Genomic DNA, 14,380 nt, shown 5'->3' with positions numbered 1-14,380 from the left:
ATATCTAATACCTGCGCACAAATGGTCTAAACGCATGCAGCACTGGCCAGTAACCTAATTCAGTCGCTGCCACCGGCTCGCTCAGGTGTCGGCTTCTATCTGCTTGGCGCAGTGCTTGTCGGCCCGATATCTAGCACTGACGCTAAATGGGTCTAAGCGCACACAACACTGACAATCGTGCAGTTCAGCCACTGCAATGGGCCTGCTATGATGCCGGCGTCTATCTGCTTATGGCTATCTATGTCTGCACGCAAAACTAAGTCTGCTCCTGCACAGCGCAAAGGCCGTAAACCGCCTCGCTCCAGTACCAAAATGGCGACGACATCCACCTGGAAACGCTGGTTCTGGCGCCTGGCATTAATCATGTCTGTGTTGCTGGCGGCCTATCTGGTGTATCTCGATGCTCAGGTCCGACAGCGCTTTGAGGGCAATAAGTGGGATCTGCCAGCTAAGGTTTATGCCCGTCCGCTGGCCTTGTACCCTGGGCTGGCCGTTAGCCACGAGCAACTGAAGGCAGAGCTGCAATGGGCTGACTATCGCGCCGATAAAGAAGCCCTGCAGCCTGGTAGCTACGCTCGTCGCGGTGACGACTGGCTGATCTACCGCCGTGCTTTTCCGTTCTGGGATGGCGCTGAAGCAGCACGCCAATTACGCATTGAACTTGATCAGGGGCGTATTTCGCGTATTTGGGATGGTCAGGGAGAGCAGGCATTTGTCAGGCTAGAGCCACAATACATAGGTGGAATCTTTCCGGCACACAATGAAGACAGAGAGTTGGTACGACTAGATCAAGTACCGCCTGAGCTGGTGGCGGCCTTGGTTATCACTGAAGACCAAAGCTTTTTTGAGCACTGGGGTATTTCGCTGCGTGGTATCGCTCGTGCCATGTTGGCCAATGTGCGTGCCGGCGGCATGGTTCAAGGGGGCTCAACCCTGACTCAGCAGCTAGTAAAAAACTTCTTTTTAACCTCCGAGCGTACCCTGACACGGAAAGTCCAAGAAGCTTTTATGTCGGTGCTGTTGGAGCTGCACTACGACAAAGAAGCGATTTTGCAGGCCTACCTAAATGAGGTGTATTTGGGCCAAGCCGGACGTCGGGCAATACATGGCTTCGGCTTGGCGGCGCGCTTCTATTTTGGCAAATCAGCGCGTGAACTAACGCTGGCTGAATCCGCCACCTTGGTTGGGTTAGTAAAAGGCGCTTCCTACTACAACCCTCGCCGCAACCCTGAACGCGCCAAACAACGTCGCGATCTGGTATTGGATTTAATGGCCGATAACAACATTATTTCCGATCAGCAAAGGCGTCAGGCCCAGGCTCAGCCATTAATGACCTCGTCGCCAAGGCGCGCAGGGCAGCGTGAATACCCGGCATTTTTGGAGCTGGCTAAGCAGCAATTGCAGCGCGACTATCGCTTGGAGGATTTACAAACCGACGGTCTCAATATCTTCACTACGTTAGATCCTTGGGTTCAGCATGCGGTTGAACAGGCCGCCGTTGAAGAGTTGCAGCGTCTTGAGCGCCGCTACCCTAAACAAAAAGATAAACTGGAAACCGCGGCAGTCGTGACCAGCGTTGACGGCGGTGAAATTCGTGCTTTGTTGGGCTCAAGGCAAGCCGAGTTTTTTGGTTTTAACCGCGCCTTAAATGCCCGTCGCCCCATGGGCTCGCTGGTGAAGCCGGCAGTCTATTTGGCCGCTTTGCAAACCGGTCGTTATCACTGGGCCAGCTTGGTCAGTGATCGGCCTGTGGTCGTCACTGGCCCCGGCGATCAGCGCTGGGAGCCAAAAAACTACGACTTGCAAAGCCATGGTGACGTCACTTTGGAAGAGGCTCTGCGACGCTCGTTGAATCAGGCCACTGCACGCTTAGGCATGACCATAGGTTTGGAGCAGGTAGTCGATACCCTGCGTAAATTGGGGCTAAGTGGCGATATTCCGCCTTATCCATCGTTATTGTTGGGCTCTGTTGAAGCCAGCCCGCTGGAAGTCGCAGGGTTTTATCAAACCATAGCGTCACAAGGGTTTCACACGCCGCTGCGTAGCATAGATGCCGTTACCACTAGTCAAGGTCAGACCTTGTCGTCCTATGCCATTAATGGTGAGCAACGTTATGACGCTGCCACTATGCAATGGCTGCGCTACGGCCTGGAGCAAGTCGCCGAGTCTGGTACTGCTCGACGGTTGAGTCAGCACTTTCCAGTTCCTTTGGCGGCCAAAACCGGCACCAGTGATGAGCAACGTGATGCCTGGTTTGCAGGCTTTGATAATCGTCATTTGGGCATTGTTTGGGTGGGCCGAGATGACAATCAACCAATGCCGGTTGCCGGCAGCAGTGGTGCTTTGCCGTTATGGGTTAACGCTTTTGAGCGTATTGGGGTGGAAGGTTTACAGCCGGCATCGGCATTGCAGTGGTACCCTGTGTTAGCGGATGGCCAGCTGTTGCCCCAGGGCTGTCGCGATCGCCGCGCCAGTGATTACCCCTTTACCGATCAGGCGTTAGCCAGCTTCCAGCCGGATGTGGCCGCTTGTGAGCAAAACCAACCGCAGAATAAGGAGAAGTCGTGGCTCGATTGGCTGTTCTAACCGTTTTTTTGCTGTTGCTGGCGGGTTGCTCCAGCACTGCACCAAGGTCGTACCCGACAGCATCGTCAGTGGAAGACTTGCCGCGCTGGAATAGCGGCATGCTGGCGGCTCTCGATCAAGGCCAGCACCACCCGGCGGTAGCGGCGTTATTTCGCCAAGCTGAACAGGCGCGGCAGCAATACCAGTGGCAAACGGCACTGACTTATCTCGATCAGGCGCGTCAAATTCAGCCGCGCAATGCTGCGATTTTGTACCGCCAAGCCTGGGTGAGCTTGCAGTTAAAGCAACCGCAACGAGCGGAGCAATTATTGCAACGGGCGTTAGTCTTTAGTCAGGATGTTAGGCTCAGTGCCCGGTTACACCTATTGCTGGCTGAAGCGCTGGACGCTCAGGGGAAGCACGACGCTGCGGAGCAACAGCGCCGCCGAGCGGCGCTGGCTGGTTAACGAGCCGGCGCGGGTTGGCGGCGAACTAAAGTCAGCGCGAGCATGGATGCGGCCAGCCACAACCACAAACCGGTGTGGTTGGGAATCTGAGCCAGCTGATACACCAGTATCAGCACCAGCCAGCATGGCAAGGCCAGCCAGCAAGCACGACGCCGCTGCAACGCTCCCCAAAGCAGGGCCACTAACGCCGCTGCTAACACCAGATAGAGCCAATAGTGCAGGTAAGGTCCACTGCGCAGCAGGGCAAATACAGCACAAATAGCGAGCAAAGCGCGGCCCCAGATTAAGCGGCTGAAAAAGTGATCCAACTGCTCAGCTAAGGTGATCGCAGCCAACAATGGCAAACCGGCATACAGACTGAGCTGCAACAGCAACTGCGCAGCATGATTCAAGTCTGTGTTATTGCTGATGGCTGCCAGGGCATTCAGCAAACCTGCCGGCAGCATGATCACAGCGACACTGAAGCGACCGGCATCGCCGCCACTCCAGTGGTCGCGCGGACGTGTGAGCCAAGCCATGACCACGGCAGCGACCATGGCCAGCAAGCTTCCAATCATCCACATACGCAGGCCTTACAGCGTCGCCATCACCCGCTCAGCAGCGGCGATGGTGTCTTCAATGTCTTGCTCGCTGTGGGCGGCCGACATAAAGCCCGCTTCAAACGATGACGGCGCCAGGTAAACACCTTGCTCCAACATGCCGTGGAAGAAGCGGTTAAAGCGCTCGCCATCACAGTGTTCGGCCACGTCTGTAAAGCAGCTCACTTGTTCAAGCTCGGTAAAGAACAGACCAAACATAGAGCCGGCGCGGTTGCTGGTAAAGGCAATGCCGTGTTGATCGGCAGCCTGCTGGAAGCCGGCCAGCATCTGCTCTACACGGGCATTGAGCTGATCGTACAGGCCAGGCTTTTGAATGGCTTTCATCATCGCCAGCCCAGCCGACATGGCCAATGGGTTGCCTGACAAGGTACCGGCTTGGTACACAGGGCCGAGTGGAGCCAGATGTTCCATGATGGCGCGCTTGCCGCCAAAGGCACCGACCGGTAAGCCGCCGCCAATAACTTTACCCAAGCAAGTCATGTCGGGGGTGATGTCGTACCAGGCTTGAGCACCGCCCAGGGATACCCGAAAGCCGGTCATGACCTCATCAAAAATCAGCACGGTGCCGTGCACGTCGCACAGCTCGCGCAGACCTTGCAAGAACGACTTGCTCGGTGGAATGCAGTTCATGTTGCCCGCCACAGGTTCAACGATGATGGCGGCAATCTGATCACCGGCTTGAGCAAAGCATTCGCGCACGCTGTCGAGATTGTTAAATTCCAGCGTGATGGTGTGTTCGGCGACGGATGCCGGCACGCCTGGAGACGTCGGTACACCTAATGTCAGCGCGCCGGATCCGGCTTTGACCAATAACGAGTCGGCGTGGCCGTGATAGCAGCCTTCAAACTTCACCAGCTTGTCGCGGCCAGTAAAGCCGCGGGCTAGGCGAATAGCACTCATGGTGGCTTCGGTGCCTGAGTTGGTCATGCGTACCATGTCCATGGATGGCACCAGTTTGCATACTTCGTTGGCCATCTCGGTTTCGATGCCGGTAGGGGCACCAAAGCTCAGGCCTTTTTCCATACGATTGCGCACGGCGTCCAAGATTTCTGGCGCACTGTGGCCCAGTATCATTGGCCCCCAGGAGCCAACGTAATCGATGTAACGGTTACCATCGACATCAAAAACATGGGCGCCCTTGGCGTGGTCAAAAAAGATGGGAGTGCCACCCACACCTTTAAATGCGCGTACCGGCGAGTTAACGCCACCTGGAATATGTTGCTGAGCGGCAGTAAACAAAGACTCAGATTGGGCAATGGAATAGCTCATATACAGCTCTCAATTAAAAGGGTTTAACAACCGCCAGAATCACCACGGCGATCAAAATAAAAACGGGAATTTCGTTGAACCAGCGATAAAACACATGGGAGCGTTGGTTTTGGTCGTTGAGAAAAACTTTGCGTAAATGGCCGCAGTACAGGTGATAGCCCACTAAAGCGGCTACCAGAGTTAACTTGGCATGCAGCCAGCCAGCCTTGGCGTAATACTCCGGACTAAAACTAATCAGCCATAATCCCAGGGCAATCACAGCCACCATGGATGGCCACATAATGCCGCGATAAAGCTTGCGCTCCATGACTTTGAAGCGTTCACGTGACACCTGATCTTCGGCACTGGCGTGATACACAAATAGTCGCGGCAAATAAAAAATGGCAGCGAACCAGGTCACCACGGCAACCATATGAAAGGCTTTCACCCACAGCATTAGGACTCCTTACGCATCGGCTGATAGCGGTAAAAATGTTCAATTTGCTCACGCGACAGCAGTCCCAAACATTGAGGCTGTTGCTCACGGCGTGTGACGGCCAGCCATTGTAATTGAGCGGACTGCATTTGGTCTAAAGCATCCTGCAAGTTTGCACGCAGCGGCACCCAAGCAGTCGGACAGCGCTCCGCCGGAATGGCCAGCAAATCGACGGATTCAGGTTGCTCATCGGCCTCTTGCTGTTGCTTTAGCCAATGGGCCAGATCTGCTGCTGGTAACAGGGTTTGTTCTTCGCTGAGTAGCAGCCATTGCATTTGCTGGGTCAGTAACCACTCAGCGGTAGCAAAGCTGACATGACGCTCGACTTCAATGACCGAACGCTGCATTAACGGAGCTATCCAGGTATTACGCAGCAGCTGTTGCACTGGGCTGGGTTCGGCGTTAGCGGCAGGCTGCAATTTAAACACCGATGGCAATTGAAACAGTTCGCTGACCACTAAGCTGGCAATGACGATGGCGAGCATGCCAGGCATGATGATATTGGGGTTGGCCGTTAGCTCCAGTAATGCGATCAGCGCAGCCAGTGGTGCCCGCAGCGCGGCGGCCATCAATGCCGCCATGCCGAGCATGGCGTAAAAGCCAGTAGAAATGGGATAGCTGGGCAGCCACAAAATCGACAGCTTGGCTAAGATGGCACCTAAAATGGCGCCAATAAACATCACGGGCCCAATCAAGCCGGCCGGAAAGCCGACCCCCGCCGCCCAGGCTGCCAGCAGTAATTTGCCGATCAGCAGCAGAATAAGCGTCGTCAGGGCGATATCGCCTAATAATGCCGCATTGACGGTGTCGTACCCAATGCCCAGTAGTTGCGGCATATAAAAGCCGATCACCGCTGTGGTCGCGGTTAATCCACCCCAGCGTAACCACAATGGCCAGTGTTGATAGTTTTGCAATTGGCGGACTAACAAGATAAAGCAGCTGGCTACCAGCCCGGCCAATAGCCCAAGTAACAATATAAACGGCAGCTCTTTTAATGAGTGCATATCCAAGTCCGGCACGGCAAAGGCCGTTTGCGCGCCAAATACCGCTTCGCTGACGATGGCTCCCACTACCGAGGCAAGAATAATCGGAATAAAGCCACGAATACTGTACTCCAGCAGCACCACTTCCATGGCAAAAATAACTCCGGCCATGGGCGTATTAAAGGAGGCCGAAATAGCACTGGCGATGCCACAGCCGGCAAGAATGCGCAGTCGGTGATGAGCCAACCCGGCTCGTTGGCCGATTTGGCTGGCAACGCCGGCACCTAAGTGAATGGCTGGACCTTCGCGTCCGGCACTGTGGCCACTGGTCAAGGCAACCACGGCAGCCAGCCATTGCACCACAATATTACTCAGCGGCAGATAACCCTGGTGTTGTTCCATGCGCTGCAATACATGGGCGACACCGACCTGGCGGCGCCGTTCTGGCAGCCAATAAAAAGCCGCGATCAGTAAGCTGCCACCGCCGCACACCATTGCAGCCCGTAGCCAAGGCTGCAGTGCTTCGTAGTGTTCTGGGTTGTCGAGGGATAACCAAACGGTGAGTGGCCACTCGATGGCGAGCCGAAATAAGGTGATGACGCCAGCGCTTACCAGCCCGACGACTAACGCCAGCAGTGCCAGGCTGATTTGGTTGTCAGACAGTACAATCTGTTGTTGCCACTGTTGGCGCAAGCCAAACCATCGCATTGGCAATCCATGGGTCGCGGTTGATAAGGGCCGGTGTCCAGAACCGGGCATAAGCTATATTATACGCTTCTTTTATAAGCATTTGCTTGGGAGGGACGCTGTGATCAAGGTCGGTATTGTTGGCGGAACTGGCTACACTGGGGTAGAGCTACTGCGCATTTTGGCGCACCACCCCCAGGCCGAACTGCACGTCATTACTTCGCGTAGCGAAGAGGGAGTGGCGGTCAGTGAGTTGTATCCCAACCTGCGTGGCCACACCGATCTAACTTTTAGTGTTCCAAATGCCGATACTCTCGGTCGCTGTGATGTGGTGTTTTTTGCTACCCCGCACGGCGTTGCCCACAGCTTGGCTGATGATGTGTTGCAGGCCGGAGCGCGGGTGATCGATTTATCGGCAGACTTTCGCCTGACCGACGTCCCCACCTGGGAAGCCTGGTACAACCAGGAACATGGTGCGCCCCATTTGCTGCCCCAGGCGGTGTACGGATTGCCGGAACGTTATCGCAGCCAGATCCGCGATTGCTCCTTGGTGGCTGTGCCGGGCTGTTTCCCGACCTCAATCGAGTTGGGTTTGTTGCCTCTGGCGGAGCAAGGCCTGCTGCAGGATCAGAGGGTGATCGCCGATTGTAAAACCGGCGTTAGTGGCGCTGGTCGTGGTGCCAAGGTCGGCTCGCTGTTGTGTGAAGCCAGTGAATCCTTGCAAGCCTATGGCGTGGCTGGCCATCGGCATTTGCCTGAGATTAAGCAGGTATTAACGGAAGCCGCCGGCAATGCCATCGACGTGACCTTTATTCCACATTTGACGCCTATGATTCGTGGCATACACGCCACCTTGTATTGCACCAGCGAGCTGACCCAGGTGCAGTTGCAGCAACTGTATGAGCAGCGTTACGCCGATCAGCCCTTTGTTGATGTGATGCCCGCTGGCAGTCTTCCGGCAACTCGCAGTGTAAAGGGTAGTAATGTTTGTCGTATTGCCGTGCACAAACTTGCCGACAGCAATCAGGTCGTGATCTTGTCGGCCATCGATAACCTGGTCAAAGGCGCCTCGGGTCAAGCGGTGCAAAATATGAATCTTATGTTTGGGCTGGATGAACAATGCGGCCTAAATCATGTCGCATTGATGCCTTGATCCACAGCAGCTAAGGACGTATCCCATGACGGTAGTGAAAGGTCGTTCACAAGACCGCCTTGTCATTCAGCGTTACCAACCAGGACAACGCACTCGGCGTTTTTTTTATGGGCTGTTACTGCTGGTGCTTGTTGGTGGTGGTGCGTACTTTGCCGGGGTTTATCAAAGTCTCGCCAGAATCAATGCCTTGACCGAGCAGCGCGACCAACTCAGTGAGCGTATGACTCAGTCGCAGCGCTCACTGGAAGAAATGACTCAGCAAGTCAAAGTGTTGGAAAAAGGCGGCGAAGTCGACCGCCAGGCCACAGAGGGCATACGCCAGACGGTACGTGAATTAAAAGCGCAAATCGCCACACTGGAAGAAGAGGTCAGCTTTTATAAGGGCATTATGGCGCCCAGTTCCGGTGATAAAGGACTGCGTATCAGCAAGGTCGATGTATCACAGAGCGTTGACGGTGCTGTTGATTATTCCATCATGATGACTCAAGTGGCCGATAACTCCAGCTACATCAGCGGTTTGGCGGCCATTAATGTGATTGGTTCGCGTCAGGGGGAGCAACTGATTTTGCCGCTGCGTGAACTTGATGAGCAGGTAACGGAGTTGGGGATTAAATTCCGCTTTCGTTATTTTCAGGAAGTTAAAGGCCGGCTAGCACTGCCGGCTGATTTCCTGCCGGAAAAAATACAAGTGGTGTTGCAGGCTACTGGCAACAAAGCACAGCGTGTTGAGCGCACCGAAGAATGGCCGCAACCACAAGGAGAGGCATAATGTTTAGCAGTAATAAAGGTAATGGTACTGGCTCGACCCCAGATACGCTGATTTCATCCAAAACCGAAATCGCCGGAGATGTGAAATTCACCGGTGTGTTGCGTATTGAAGGCGTGGTTAAAGGCAATGTGTTAGCCGAAGCTGGCTCAGGTGCAGAGCTGGATATTGCTTCCAGTGGACGGGTTGAAGGACAGGTTTCTGCCCCCAAAATTATCATCAATGGTGAAGTGGTCGGGGACGTGCACACCGACGAGCATATCCTGCTGGACGCAAAAGCTCGGGTACGCGGTGATGTCTATTACAAGTCGATGGAGATGGTGCTAGGTGCCGAAGTAAATGGCAAACTGAATCATCAAGGCAAAGGCCAGGGCAAGGGGCAAGGTAAAAAAGGCCCTCAGCCGACCCCCGTTCCAGATCCGTTAGTGGCCCCAGCGGCAGGTAAAGTTGACTAAATCAGTCGGGTACCTGGATAATGCCGGCGCAAGTACGCCGACCAGAAGTTGGCGTGAACACGATGAATCAAGACAGGCCGCAAGGCCTTCGCTGGAGCTCCTATGAGTGCTGTTGAACAAGCAAGCCCATTTGAATTGACTGCGGCAGCCAAGGACAAGGTACGTGAACTGTTGTTGGATGAAGCTGATGACGAGCTGTGCTTACGGGTGTTTGTCACCGGTGGCGGCTGCTCTGGCTTTCAGTATGGTTTTACCTTTGACGACGAGCGTGCCGAAGACGATGCGTTGATTGCCGAAGACGGTGTGCGGGTTTTGGTCGACTCTCTCAGTTACGGTTATTTAGTCGGCTCGGTGCTGGACTATAAAGAGGGCCTGGAAGGGTCGCGCTTTACCGTTGATAACCCCAGCGCCAGTTCAACCTGCGGCTGCGGCTCCTCATTCTCGATTTGATCCAATAACCGCTCACCGACCAGAACCTCCTGTCGTTAGTGAGGCGTTGGGTTAAAGCCTGTTGAATCAGTATCAACAGGCTTTGGCCAATATTCTCAGTCTGCTTAGCAGCGGCATTCCCCTGTCAAAACCATCATCCCATCCTTTGCCCGCGCGCTTTGATGCTAAGGTCAAATGATCTTATTTTGCCCAAGGCCTGCGTATGAAAAGCGTGCTGATTGTGCTGGCGATAGTGTTTACCAGCCCTATTTTTGCTGAGCCCATTGGTGTGATAGCCACAACCATGGGTGATGTTATCTGGCAGCGCGGAGTGGAGCGTTTGCGTTTGCAGCGAGGAGAGTCTGTCGAGCGCAATGATACAGTGGTTACCGGTAAAAAAGCTCGTTTGGTGTTGCGCATGAACGAGGGCAGTGTGATTACCCTGGGCGGCGATACCGGCATGGCATTCAATGAATGGAATTTCCGTGAGGGAGCAGATGATAATTCAGCTCGGCTGCAGCTGACGGAAGGTGCTTTTCGTTTTGTCACCGGGCTTATCACTCAACAATCGGACCCCAAGTTGGTGGTGCAAACACCGTCAGCCACTATCGGTGTGCGTGGAACCGACTTTTGGGGCGGCTATTTAGATGCAGATAAACTCGATGTCATCCTGCTCAGCGGTGAACATAAATTGGCTATCATAAATGACTATGGGCTGGTGTATATCTCCGAACCTGGCCTTGGTGTTACCGTTGCGCCCGGCAAAAAACCCGCCCAGCCGAAAAAGTGGGGTGAGGCAAAGTTGCAGCGTGCAGTCGCCACCATCGCCTTGCCGCCAGACAGTTAAGCCGGATAAATCGCTCCGAGAATGCGCTCGCCCGCTGCACCAGTGACGGCGGGAGCATTGCCACTAAGTCCCTGCAAGGTACGTGAAGCCAGCCATGCGAAGGCAATGGCTTCCAGCCAGTCGGGATCGAGACCTGCTCTACTGCTGCTGTTGATTGTGTGTTGCGGCAACAGGCTGCGCAAGCGTTGCAGTAAAAAGTGATTATGTACGCCGCCGCCACAAATCAGCAGTTCACCTTGTTGATGGCCGTATCTCTGGATACTGTCGCTGATACTGCGAGCCGTCAGCTCGGTGAGGGTGGCAGCAATATCGACAGGACTGTACTCGCTAAGATCGCCCAAAGCCTCCAGATTAAACACTTCTCGCCCGGTACTTTTGGGCGGCGGCTGTTGGAAGTAAGGCCATTGCAGCCATTGCTCCAATAAATGGGTAATTATCTTGCCCTGGGCTGCCAGCTGTCCGCCTTGGTCACACGCACAGTTCAGCTGGCGTTGACACCACTCATCCAATAACGCGTTACCTGGGCCGACATCAAATCCGGCTAACCCTAGCTTGCCGTGGGGCAAGACCGTCAGGTTGGCGATACCGCCGATATTCAGCACCATGCGAGCATGTTCGCTGCTAAGAGCGTGCTGGTGAAAGGCCGGTACCAAAGGCGCTCCCTGACCTCCGGCGGCAATATCGCGCCGACGAAAATCAGCGACGCAGCAAATGCCAGTCAGCTCGGCAATACGGGCGCTATCCCCCACTTGCCAGCTGAAGCCTTTGGGCTGTGCCTTATGACGCAGAGTATGGCCATGGCAGCCGATGGCTCGGATGTCGATGGCCGTTAGCTCATTACCCTGCAATAGCATCTGTACTGCCTGGGCCGACAGATCAGCGATGTTTTGCTCAAGGTCGATGATTTCTTCAACGGCCAGCTCCACAGCCAACGCCGCTTGGCGTAAACGCTGGCGAAAGTCGGGGTGATAAGGCAGGCATAGTGCATCGATTAAGCGCACGCTGGGCTGCGTGTTGTTATTAATATCGACCAACGCGGCGTCCATGCCGTCAGCGCTGGTGCCAGACATGAGGCCGATATACAGCGTCACTCAAAGCTCTCCGATGAGGCGACATCGCCGTCACTTTCTAACCAGCTCTGCATGGTTTGGGCGTGTTTTAAGAAATCCGTTTTATGAGCGCTGGCAATGGACTGTGCTTTTGGCAACTTAACGCGCAGTGAATCTCGGTGCACGCCGTCGACTCGGAACTCGTAATGCAAGTGTGGACCGGTGGCAAGGCCACTGCTACCGACATAACCAATGACCTGACCCTGTTTGATGCTGCGACCTTTACGCGCACGACGGTGAAACTTGCTCATATGGGCGTACAAAGTTTCGTAGCGAGTACCATGTTGGATGATGACCACATTGCCAAAACCACCTTTACGGCCGGCGAAGGTGATTTTGCCATCGCCAGCGGCTTTAATCGGAGTGCCTGTCGGCGCTGCGTAGTCGGTGCCGCGGTGGGCTCGGATACGGTTTAATACCGGGTGTTTGCGGCTTAGGTTAAAACGCGAGCTGATGCGAAAGAAATCAATCGGGTTACGCAAAAACTCTTTGCGCATGCTGTGGCCATCGGGGGTGTAATAGCTGCCATTACCTTGCTCATCTTGATAACGTACGGCGGTGAGATCTCGACCATTGTTTAAAAAACGCGCAATTAAAATATCGCCATTGCCGATTTTTTCACCATCCAGGTACACCTCTTCGTAAATCAGACTGAATTGGTCACCTTCACGAATATCAAGGGCAAAGTCGATATCCCAGCCAAAGATGCCGGCCAGCTCGATCAAAATCTCTTCCGGCACACCGGCATTGGTGCCATCGACAAATAATGAGTTATTAATGGTGGCCTTAGCATGATGCGGACGATATTCGGCATCACGTTCCAATAACTGGTAGCCAAGTACTCCCTGTTCATCGCGCTCCAAGCTGTGGCGCGCAAGTGGGGAGATAATTATTTCCAAATGTTGAATGCGATTATCATCGCTACGAACCCAGCGCAACGTTTGACCTGGCTGTAATTTCAGCGCTTCTTTGGGTAGCTGAGCAGCCACTTCCAATACATCGGCGGCGCGCAGTTGCTGACGTTCAAACAGGGTCGACAAGCTATCTCCAGCGCGGATGCTGTCGCTTTCCCAGTTTAATTGTGGCTCGGTAATAATGGGTTCAACCACCGAAGGTTGCGATGACGCTGTTGTGTCTGTGATTGTTATTTGATCAATGCTGGCGGTTGGGTCGTTGGTCGGAGTTTCCGTGGCCGGAATAATCAGGGGGCTGGAAACCGAACGCGGGCTTGGTTGAGGAGAAGGAAGAACAAAAATAACGGCTAACAAAAGCAACAAAAATGCAGCAGCAATCAGGTGTCGAGCGGGGAAATACTGCAAACGTCCCGGCAGAGGCATAATAAAAAACCTTAATCTACATTATGGCAACGCAGGCAGTGTAAACAATCCGTCGCCGTTTTACCGCACCCTTACATCGATAGTTGCTGCCAGGATACCACTGCTGGCTTGATTTTAACCTTTGTTCAGGTATGTTCAGCCTCCTTTTCACCATCACAATATTGAGTGCTGATATGACTGCCGCATTGATTGAAGACTTAAAGGCGCGGGGCCTGATCAACCAGGTGACTGCCGATGAAGAACTGGTTGAACACCTGAACACAGGCTCGCGTGCACTTTATTGTGGCTTCGATCCGACTGCTGACAGTTTGCATATTGGCTCTTTGGTGCCGCTGCTCACTCTCAAGCGTTTCCAGCAGGCGGGCCATAAACCCATCGCTCTGGTCGGTGGAGCTACCGGCTTAATTGGCGACCCCAGCTTTAAAGCGGCTGAGCGTCAATTGAATGGTCCAGAAGTAGTCGCTGGTTGGGTCGAGAAGTTGAAAACCCAAGTCAGTAGCTTTGTTGAGTTTGATGACGTCGATAACGCTGCCGCTGTGGTCAACAACCTTGACTGGGTCGGTAACATGAATGTGCTCGATTTCCTGCGCGACGTCGGAAAGCACTTCTCTGTTAACAACATGATTCAAAAAGAGTCAGTAAAGCAGCGCATTGAGCGTGAAGGTTCGGGGATTTCCTTTACTGAGTTCACCTACATGCTGCTGCAGTCTTATGACTTTGCTGAGTTGGCGAATCGTGATGCCTGCACATTGCAAATCGGTGGCTCTGATCAATGGGGCAACATCGTGGGTGGTGTTGATCTGGCTCGTCGTATGTATGGCAAGCAGGTGTTTGGTTTAACCTTGCCGTTGGTGACTAAGTCGGATGGTACCAAGTTTGGTAAAACCGAAAGCGGCACTATCTGGTTAGATGCCAACAAAACCTCTCCTTACGCGTTTTATCAGTTCTGGATGAATACCTCTGATGCAGATGTGTATAAGTTTCTGCGTTACTTCACCTTCTTGCCGGTCGAGAAGATTGAAGAAATTGAACAAGCCGACGCGGACATTGAAGGTCGTAAATCGGCACAGCCTATTTTGGCCGAAGAAGTCACTCGTCTGGTTCATGGCGAACAAGCACTGCAATCGGCCAAGCGTATAACAGCGGCGCTGTTTTCAGGTGATATGACCGAGCTCAGCGAGCAAGAACTGGAGCAAATTAAACAAGACGGTTTGCCATCCAGCGATCTGGATTCCAGCG

Annotated in this window: 14 protein-coding genes (1 of these 14 cut by a window edge); 8 read left to right on the top strand and 6 right to left on the bottom strand. The window is 53.9% G+C overall.

Going from position 1 to position 14,380, the window contains the following annotated elements; all coding sequences use genetic code 11:
• The first annotated feature begins 240 nt into the window (after window positions 1-240).
• Window positions 241-2,586, top strand: coding sequence for a penicillin-binding protein 1B (gene mrcB, locus AC55FS_RS00215; RefSeq protein ID WP_496934049.1), 2,346 nt, complete (start codon window positions 241-243; stop codon window positions 2,584-2,586).
• A complete protein-coding gene (locus AC55FS_RS00210; RefSeq protein ID WP_496934048.1) occupies window positions 2,565-3,032 on the top strand; it encodes a tetratricopeptide repeat protein in 468 nt (155 codons plus the stop codon). Before mrcB ends, AC55FS_RS00210 begins: the two co-directional genes overlap by 22 nt.
• Here the strand turns inward: AC55FS_RS00210 and AC55FS_RS00205 are convergent.
• From AC55FS_RS00205 to AC55FS_RS00190, 4 genes are read right to left on the bottom strand one after another with little or no spacing between them, the layout of a single operon-like run.
• Window positions 3,029-3,595, bottom strand: a complete 567-nt coding sequence (locus AC55FS_RS00205) for a hypothetical protein (RefSeq protein ID WP_496934047.1) — start codon at window positions 3,593-3,595, stop codon at window positions 3,029-3,031. The genes AC55FS_RS00210 and AC55FS_RS00205 overlap by 4 nt on opposite strands.
• A gap of 9 nt (window positions 3,596-3,604) precedes the next feature.
• Window positions 3,605-4,900, bottom strand: coding sequence for a glutamate-1-semialdehyde 2,1-aminomutase (hemL, locus tag AC55FS_RS00200; RefSeq protein ID WP_496934046.1), 1,296 nt, complete (start codon window positions 4,898-4,900; stop codon window positions 3,605-3,607).
• 13 nt (window positions 4,901-4,913) lie between these two features.
• Complete coding sequence (gene hemJ / locus AC55FS_RS00195) at window positions 4,914-5,336, bottom strand: protoporphyrinogen oxidase HemJ (RefSeq protein ID WP_496934045.1); 423 nt, start codon at window positions 5,334-5,336, stop codon at window positions 4,914-4,916.
• Window positions 5,336-7,066 carry a chloride channel protein gene (locus tag AC55FS_RS00190; RefSeq protein WP_496934044.1) on the bottom strand — a complete coding sequence of 577 codons (1,731 nt, stop codon included), beginning with the start codon at window positions 7,064-7,066 and terminating at the stop codon, window positions 5,336-5,338. The genes hemJ and AC55FS_RS00190 overlap by 1 nt, the downstream gene beginning before the upstream one ends.
• A gap of 100 nt (window positions 7,067-7,166) precedes the next feature.
• Here AC55FS_RS00190 and argC point away from each other — a divergent pair, with 100 nt between their 5' ends.
• From argC to AC55FS_RS00165, 5 genes are all read left to right on the top strand, one after another.
• Entirely contained in the window at window positions 7,167-8,198 is a 1,032-nt protein-coding gene (argC, locus tag AC55FS_RS00185) for an N-acetyl-gamma-glutamyl-phosphate reductase (protein ID WP_496934043.1), read from the top strand.
• A gap of 25 nt (window positions 8,199-8,223) precedes the next feature.
• On the top strand, window positions 8,224-8,967 hold the full coding sequence (locus AC55FS_RS00180) for a DUF6776 family protein (RefSeq protein WP_496934042.1): 744 nt from the start codon (window positions 8,224-8,226) through the stop codon (window positions 8,965-8,967).
• Complete coding sequence (locus AC55FS_RS00175; RefSeq protein WP_496934041.1) at window positions 8,967-9,419, top strand: bactofilin family protein; 453 nt, start codon at window positions 8,967-8,969, stop codon at window positions 9,417-9,419. The genes AC55FS_RS00180 and AC55FS_RS00175 overlap by 1 nt, the downstream gene beginning before the upstream one ends.
• A 102-nt stretch (window positions 9,420-9,521) precedes the next feature.
• Window positions 9,522-9,869, top strand: a complete 348-nt coding sequence (gene erpA, locus AC55FS_RS00170) for an iron-sulfur cluster insertion protein ErpA (protein WP_496934040.1) — start codon at window positions 9,522-9,524, stop codon at window positions 9,867-9,869.
• A 202-nt stretch (window positions 9,870-10,071) separates the two neighbouring features.
• Window positions 10,072-10,695 (top strand): FecR family protein, encoded by a 624-nt coding sequence (locus tag AC55FS_RS00165; RefSeq protein ID WP_496934039.1) that lies wholly within the window; start codon window positions 10,072-10,074, stop codon window positions 10,693-10,695.
• Here the strand turns inward: AC55FS_RS00165 and AC55FS_RS00160 are convergent.
• Window positions 10,692-11,786 (bottom strand): anhydro-N-acetylmuramic acid kinase, encoded by a 1,095-nt coding sequence (locus AC55FS_RS00160; protein WP_496934038.1) that lies wholly within the window; start codon window positions 11,784-11,786, stop codon window positions 10,692-10,694. The two genes, AC55FS_RS00165 and AC55FS_RS00160, sit on opposite strands and share 4 nt — an antisense overlap.
• Window positions 11,783-13,141, bottom strand: a complete 1,359-nt coding sequence (locus AC55FS_RS00155; RefSeq protein ID WP_496934037.1) for a peptidoglycan DD-metalloendopeptidase family protein — start codon at window positions 13,139-13,141, stop codon at window positions 11,783-11,785. The genes AC55FS_RS00160 and AC55FS_RS00155 overlap by 4 nt, the downstream gene beginning before the upstream one ends.
• A 173-nt stretch (window positions 13,142-13,314) precedes the next feature.
• Here AC55FS_RS00155 and tyrS point away from each other — a divergent pair, with 173 nt between their 5' ends.
• Window positions 13,315-14,380, top strand: partial view of a tyrosine--tRNA ligase gene (tyrS, locus tag AC55FS_RS00150; protein ID WP_496934036.1) — the 5' portion only. It continues 233 nt past the right edge of the window; the window shows 1,066 of its 1,299 coding nt (coding positions 1-1,066); the start codon lies at window positions 13,315-13,317; its stop codon lies off the right edge, out of view.

Source organism: Bacterioplanes sp. CLAM21 (assembly GCF_059641015.1).
Note: the sequence above shows the minus strand (reverse complement) of the source record. Positions and strands in the feature narration are given on the sequence as shown.

Excerpts from the sequence above, each read along its gene's own strand:
- AC55FS_RS00165 (WP_496934039.1), top strand. The coding sequence starts at position 10,072 with ATGAAAAGCGTGCTGATTGTGCTGGCGATAGTGTTTACCAGCCCTATT.
- AC55FS_RS00180 (WP_496934042.1), top strand. The coding sequence starts at position 8,224 with ATGACGGTAGTGAAAGGTCGTTCACAAGACCGCCTTGTCATTCAGCGT.
- hemJ (WP_496934045.1), bottom strand. The coding sequence starts at position 5,336 with ATGCTGTGGGTGAAAGCCTTTCATATGGTTGCCGTGGTGACCTGGTTC.
- AC55FS_RS00175 (WP_496934041.1), top strand. The coding sequence starts at position 8,967 with ATGTTTAGCAGTAATAAAGGTAATGGTACTGGCTCGACCCCAGATACG.
- AC55FS_RS00205 (WP_496934047.1), bottom strand. The coding sequence starts at position 3,595 with ATGTGGATGATTGGAAGCTTGCTGGCCATGGTCGCTGCCGTGGTCATG.
- hemL (WP_496934046.1), bottom strand. The coding sequence starts at position 4,900 with ATGAGCTATTCCATTGCCCAATCTGAGTCTTTGTTTACTGCCGCTCAG.
- mrcB (WP_496934049.1), top strand. The coding sequence starts at position 241 with ATGTCTGCACGCAAAACTAAGTCTGCTCCTGCACAGCGCAAAGGCCGT.
- erpA (WP_496934040.1), top strand. The coding sequence starts at position 9,522 with ATGAGTGCTGTTGAACAAGCAAGCCCATTTGAATTGACTGCGGCAGCC.
- AC55FS_RS00190 (WP_496934044.1), bottom strand. The coding sequence starts at position 7,066 with ATGCGATGGTTTGGCTTGCGCCAACAGTGGCAACAACAGATTGTACTG.
- AC55FS_RS00155 (WP_496934037.1), bottom strand. The coding sequence starts at position 13,141 with ATGCCTCTGCCGGGACGTTTGCAGTATTTCCCCGCTCGACACCTGATT.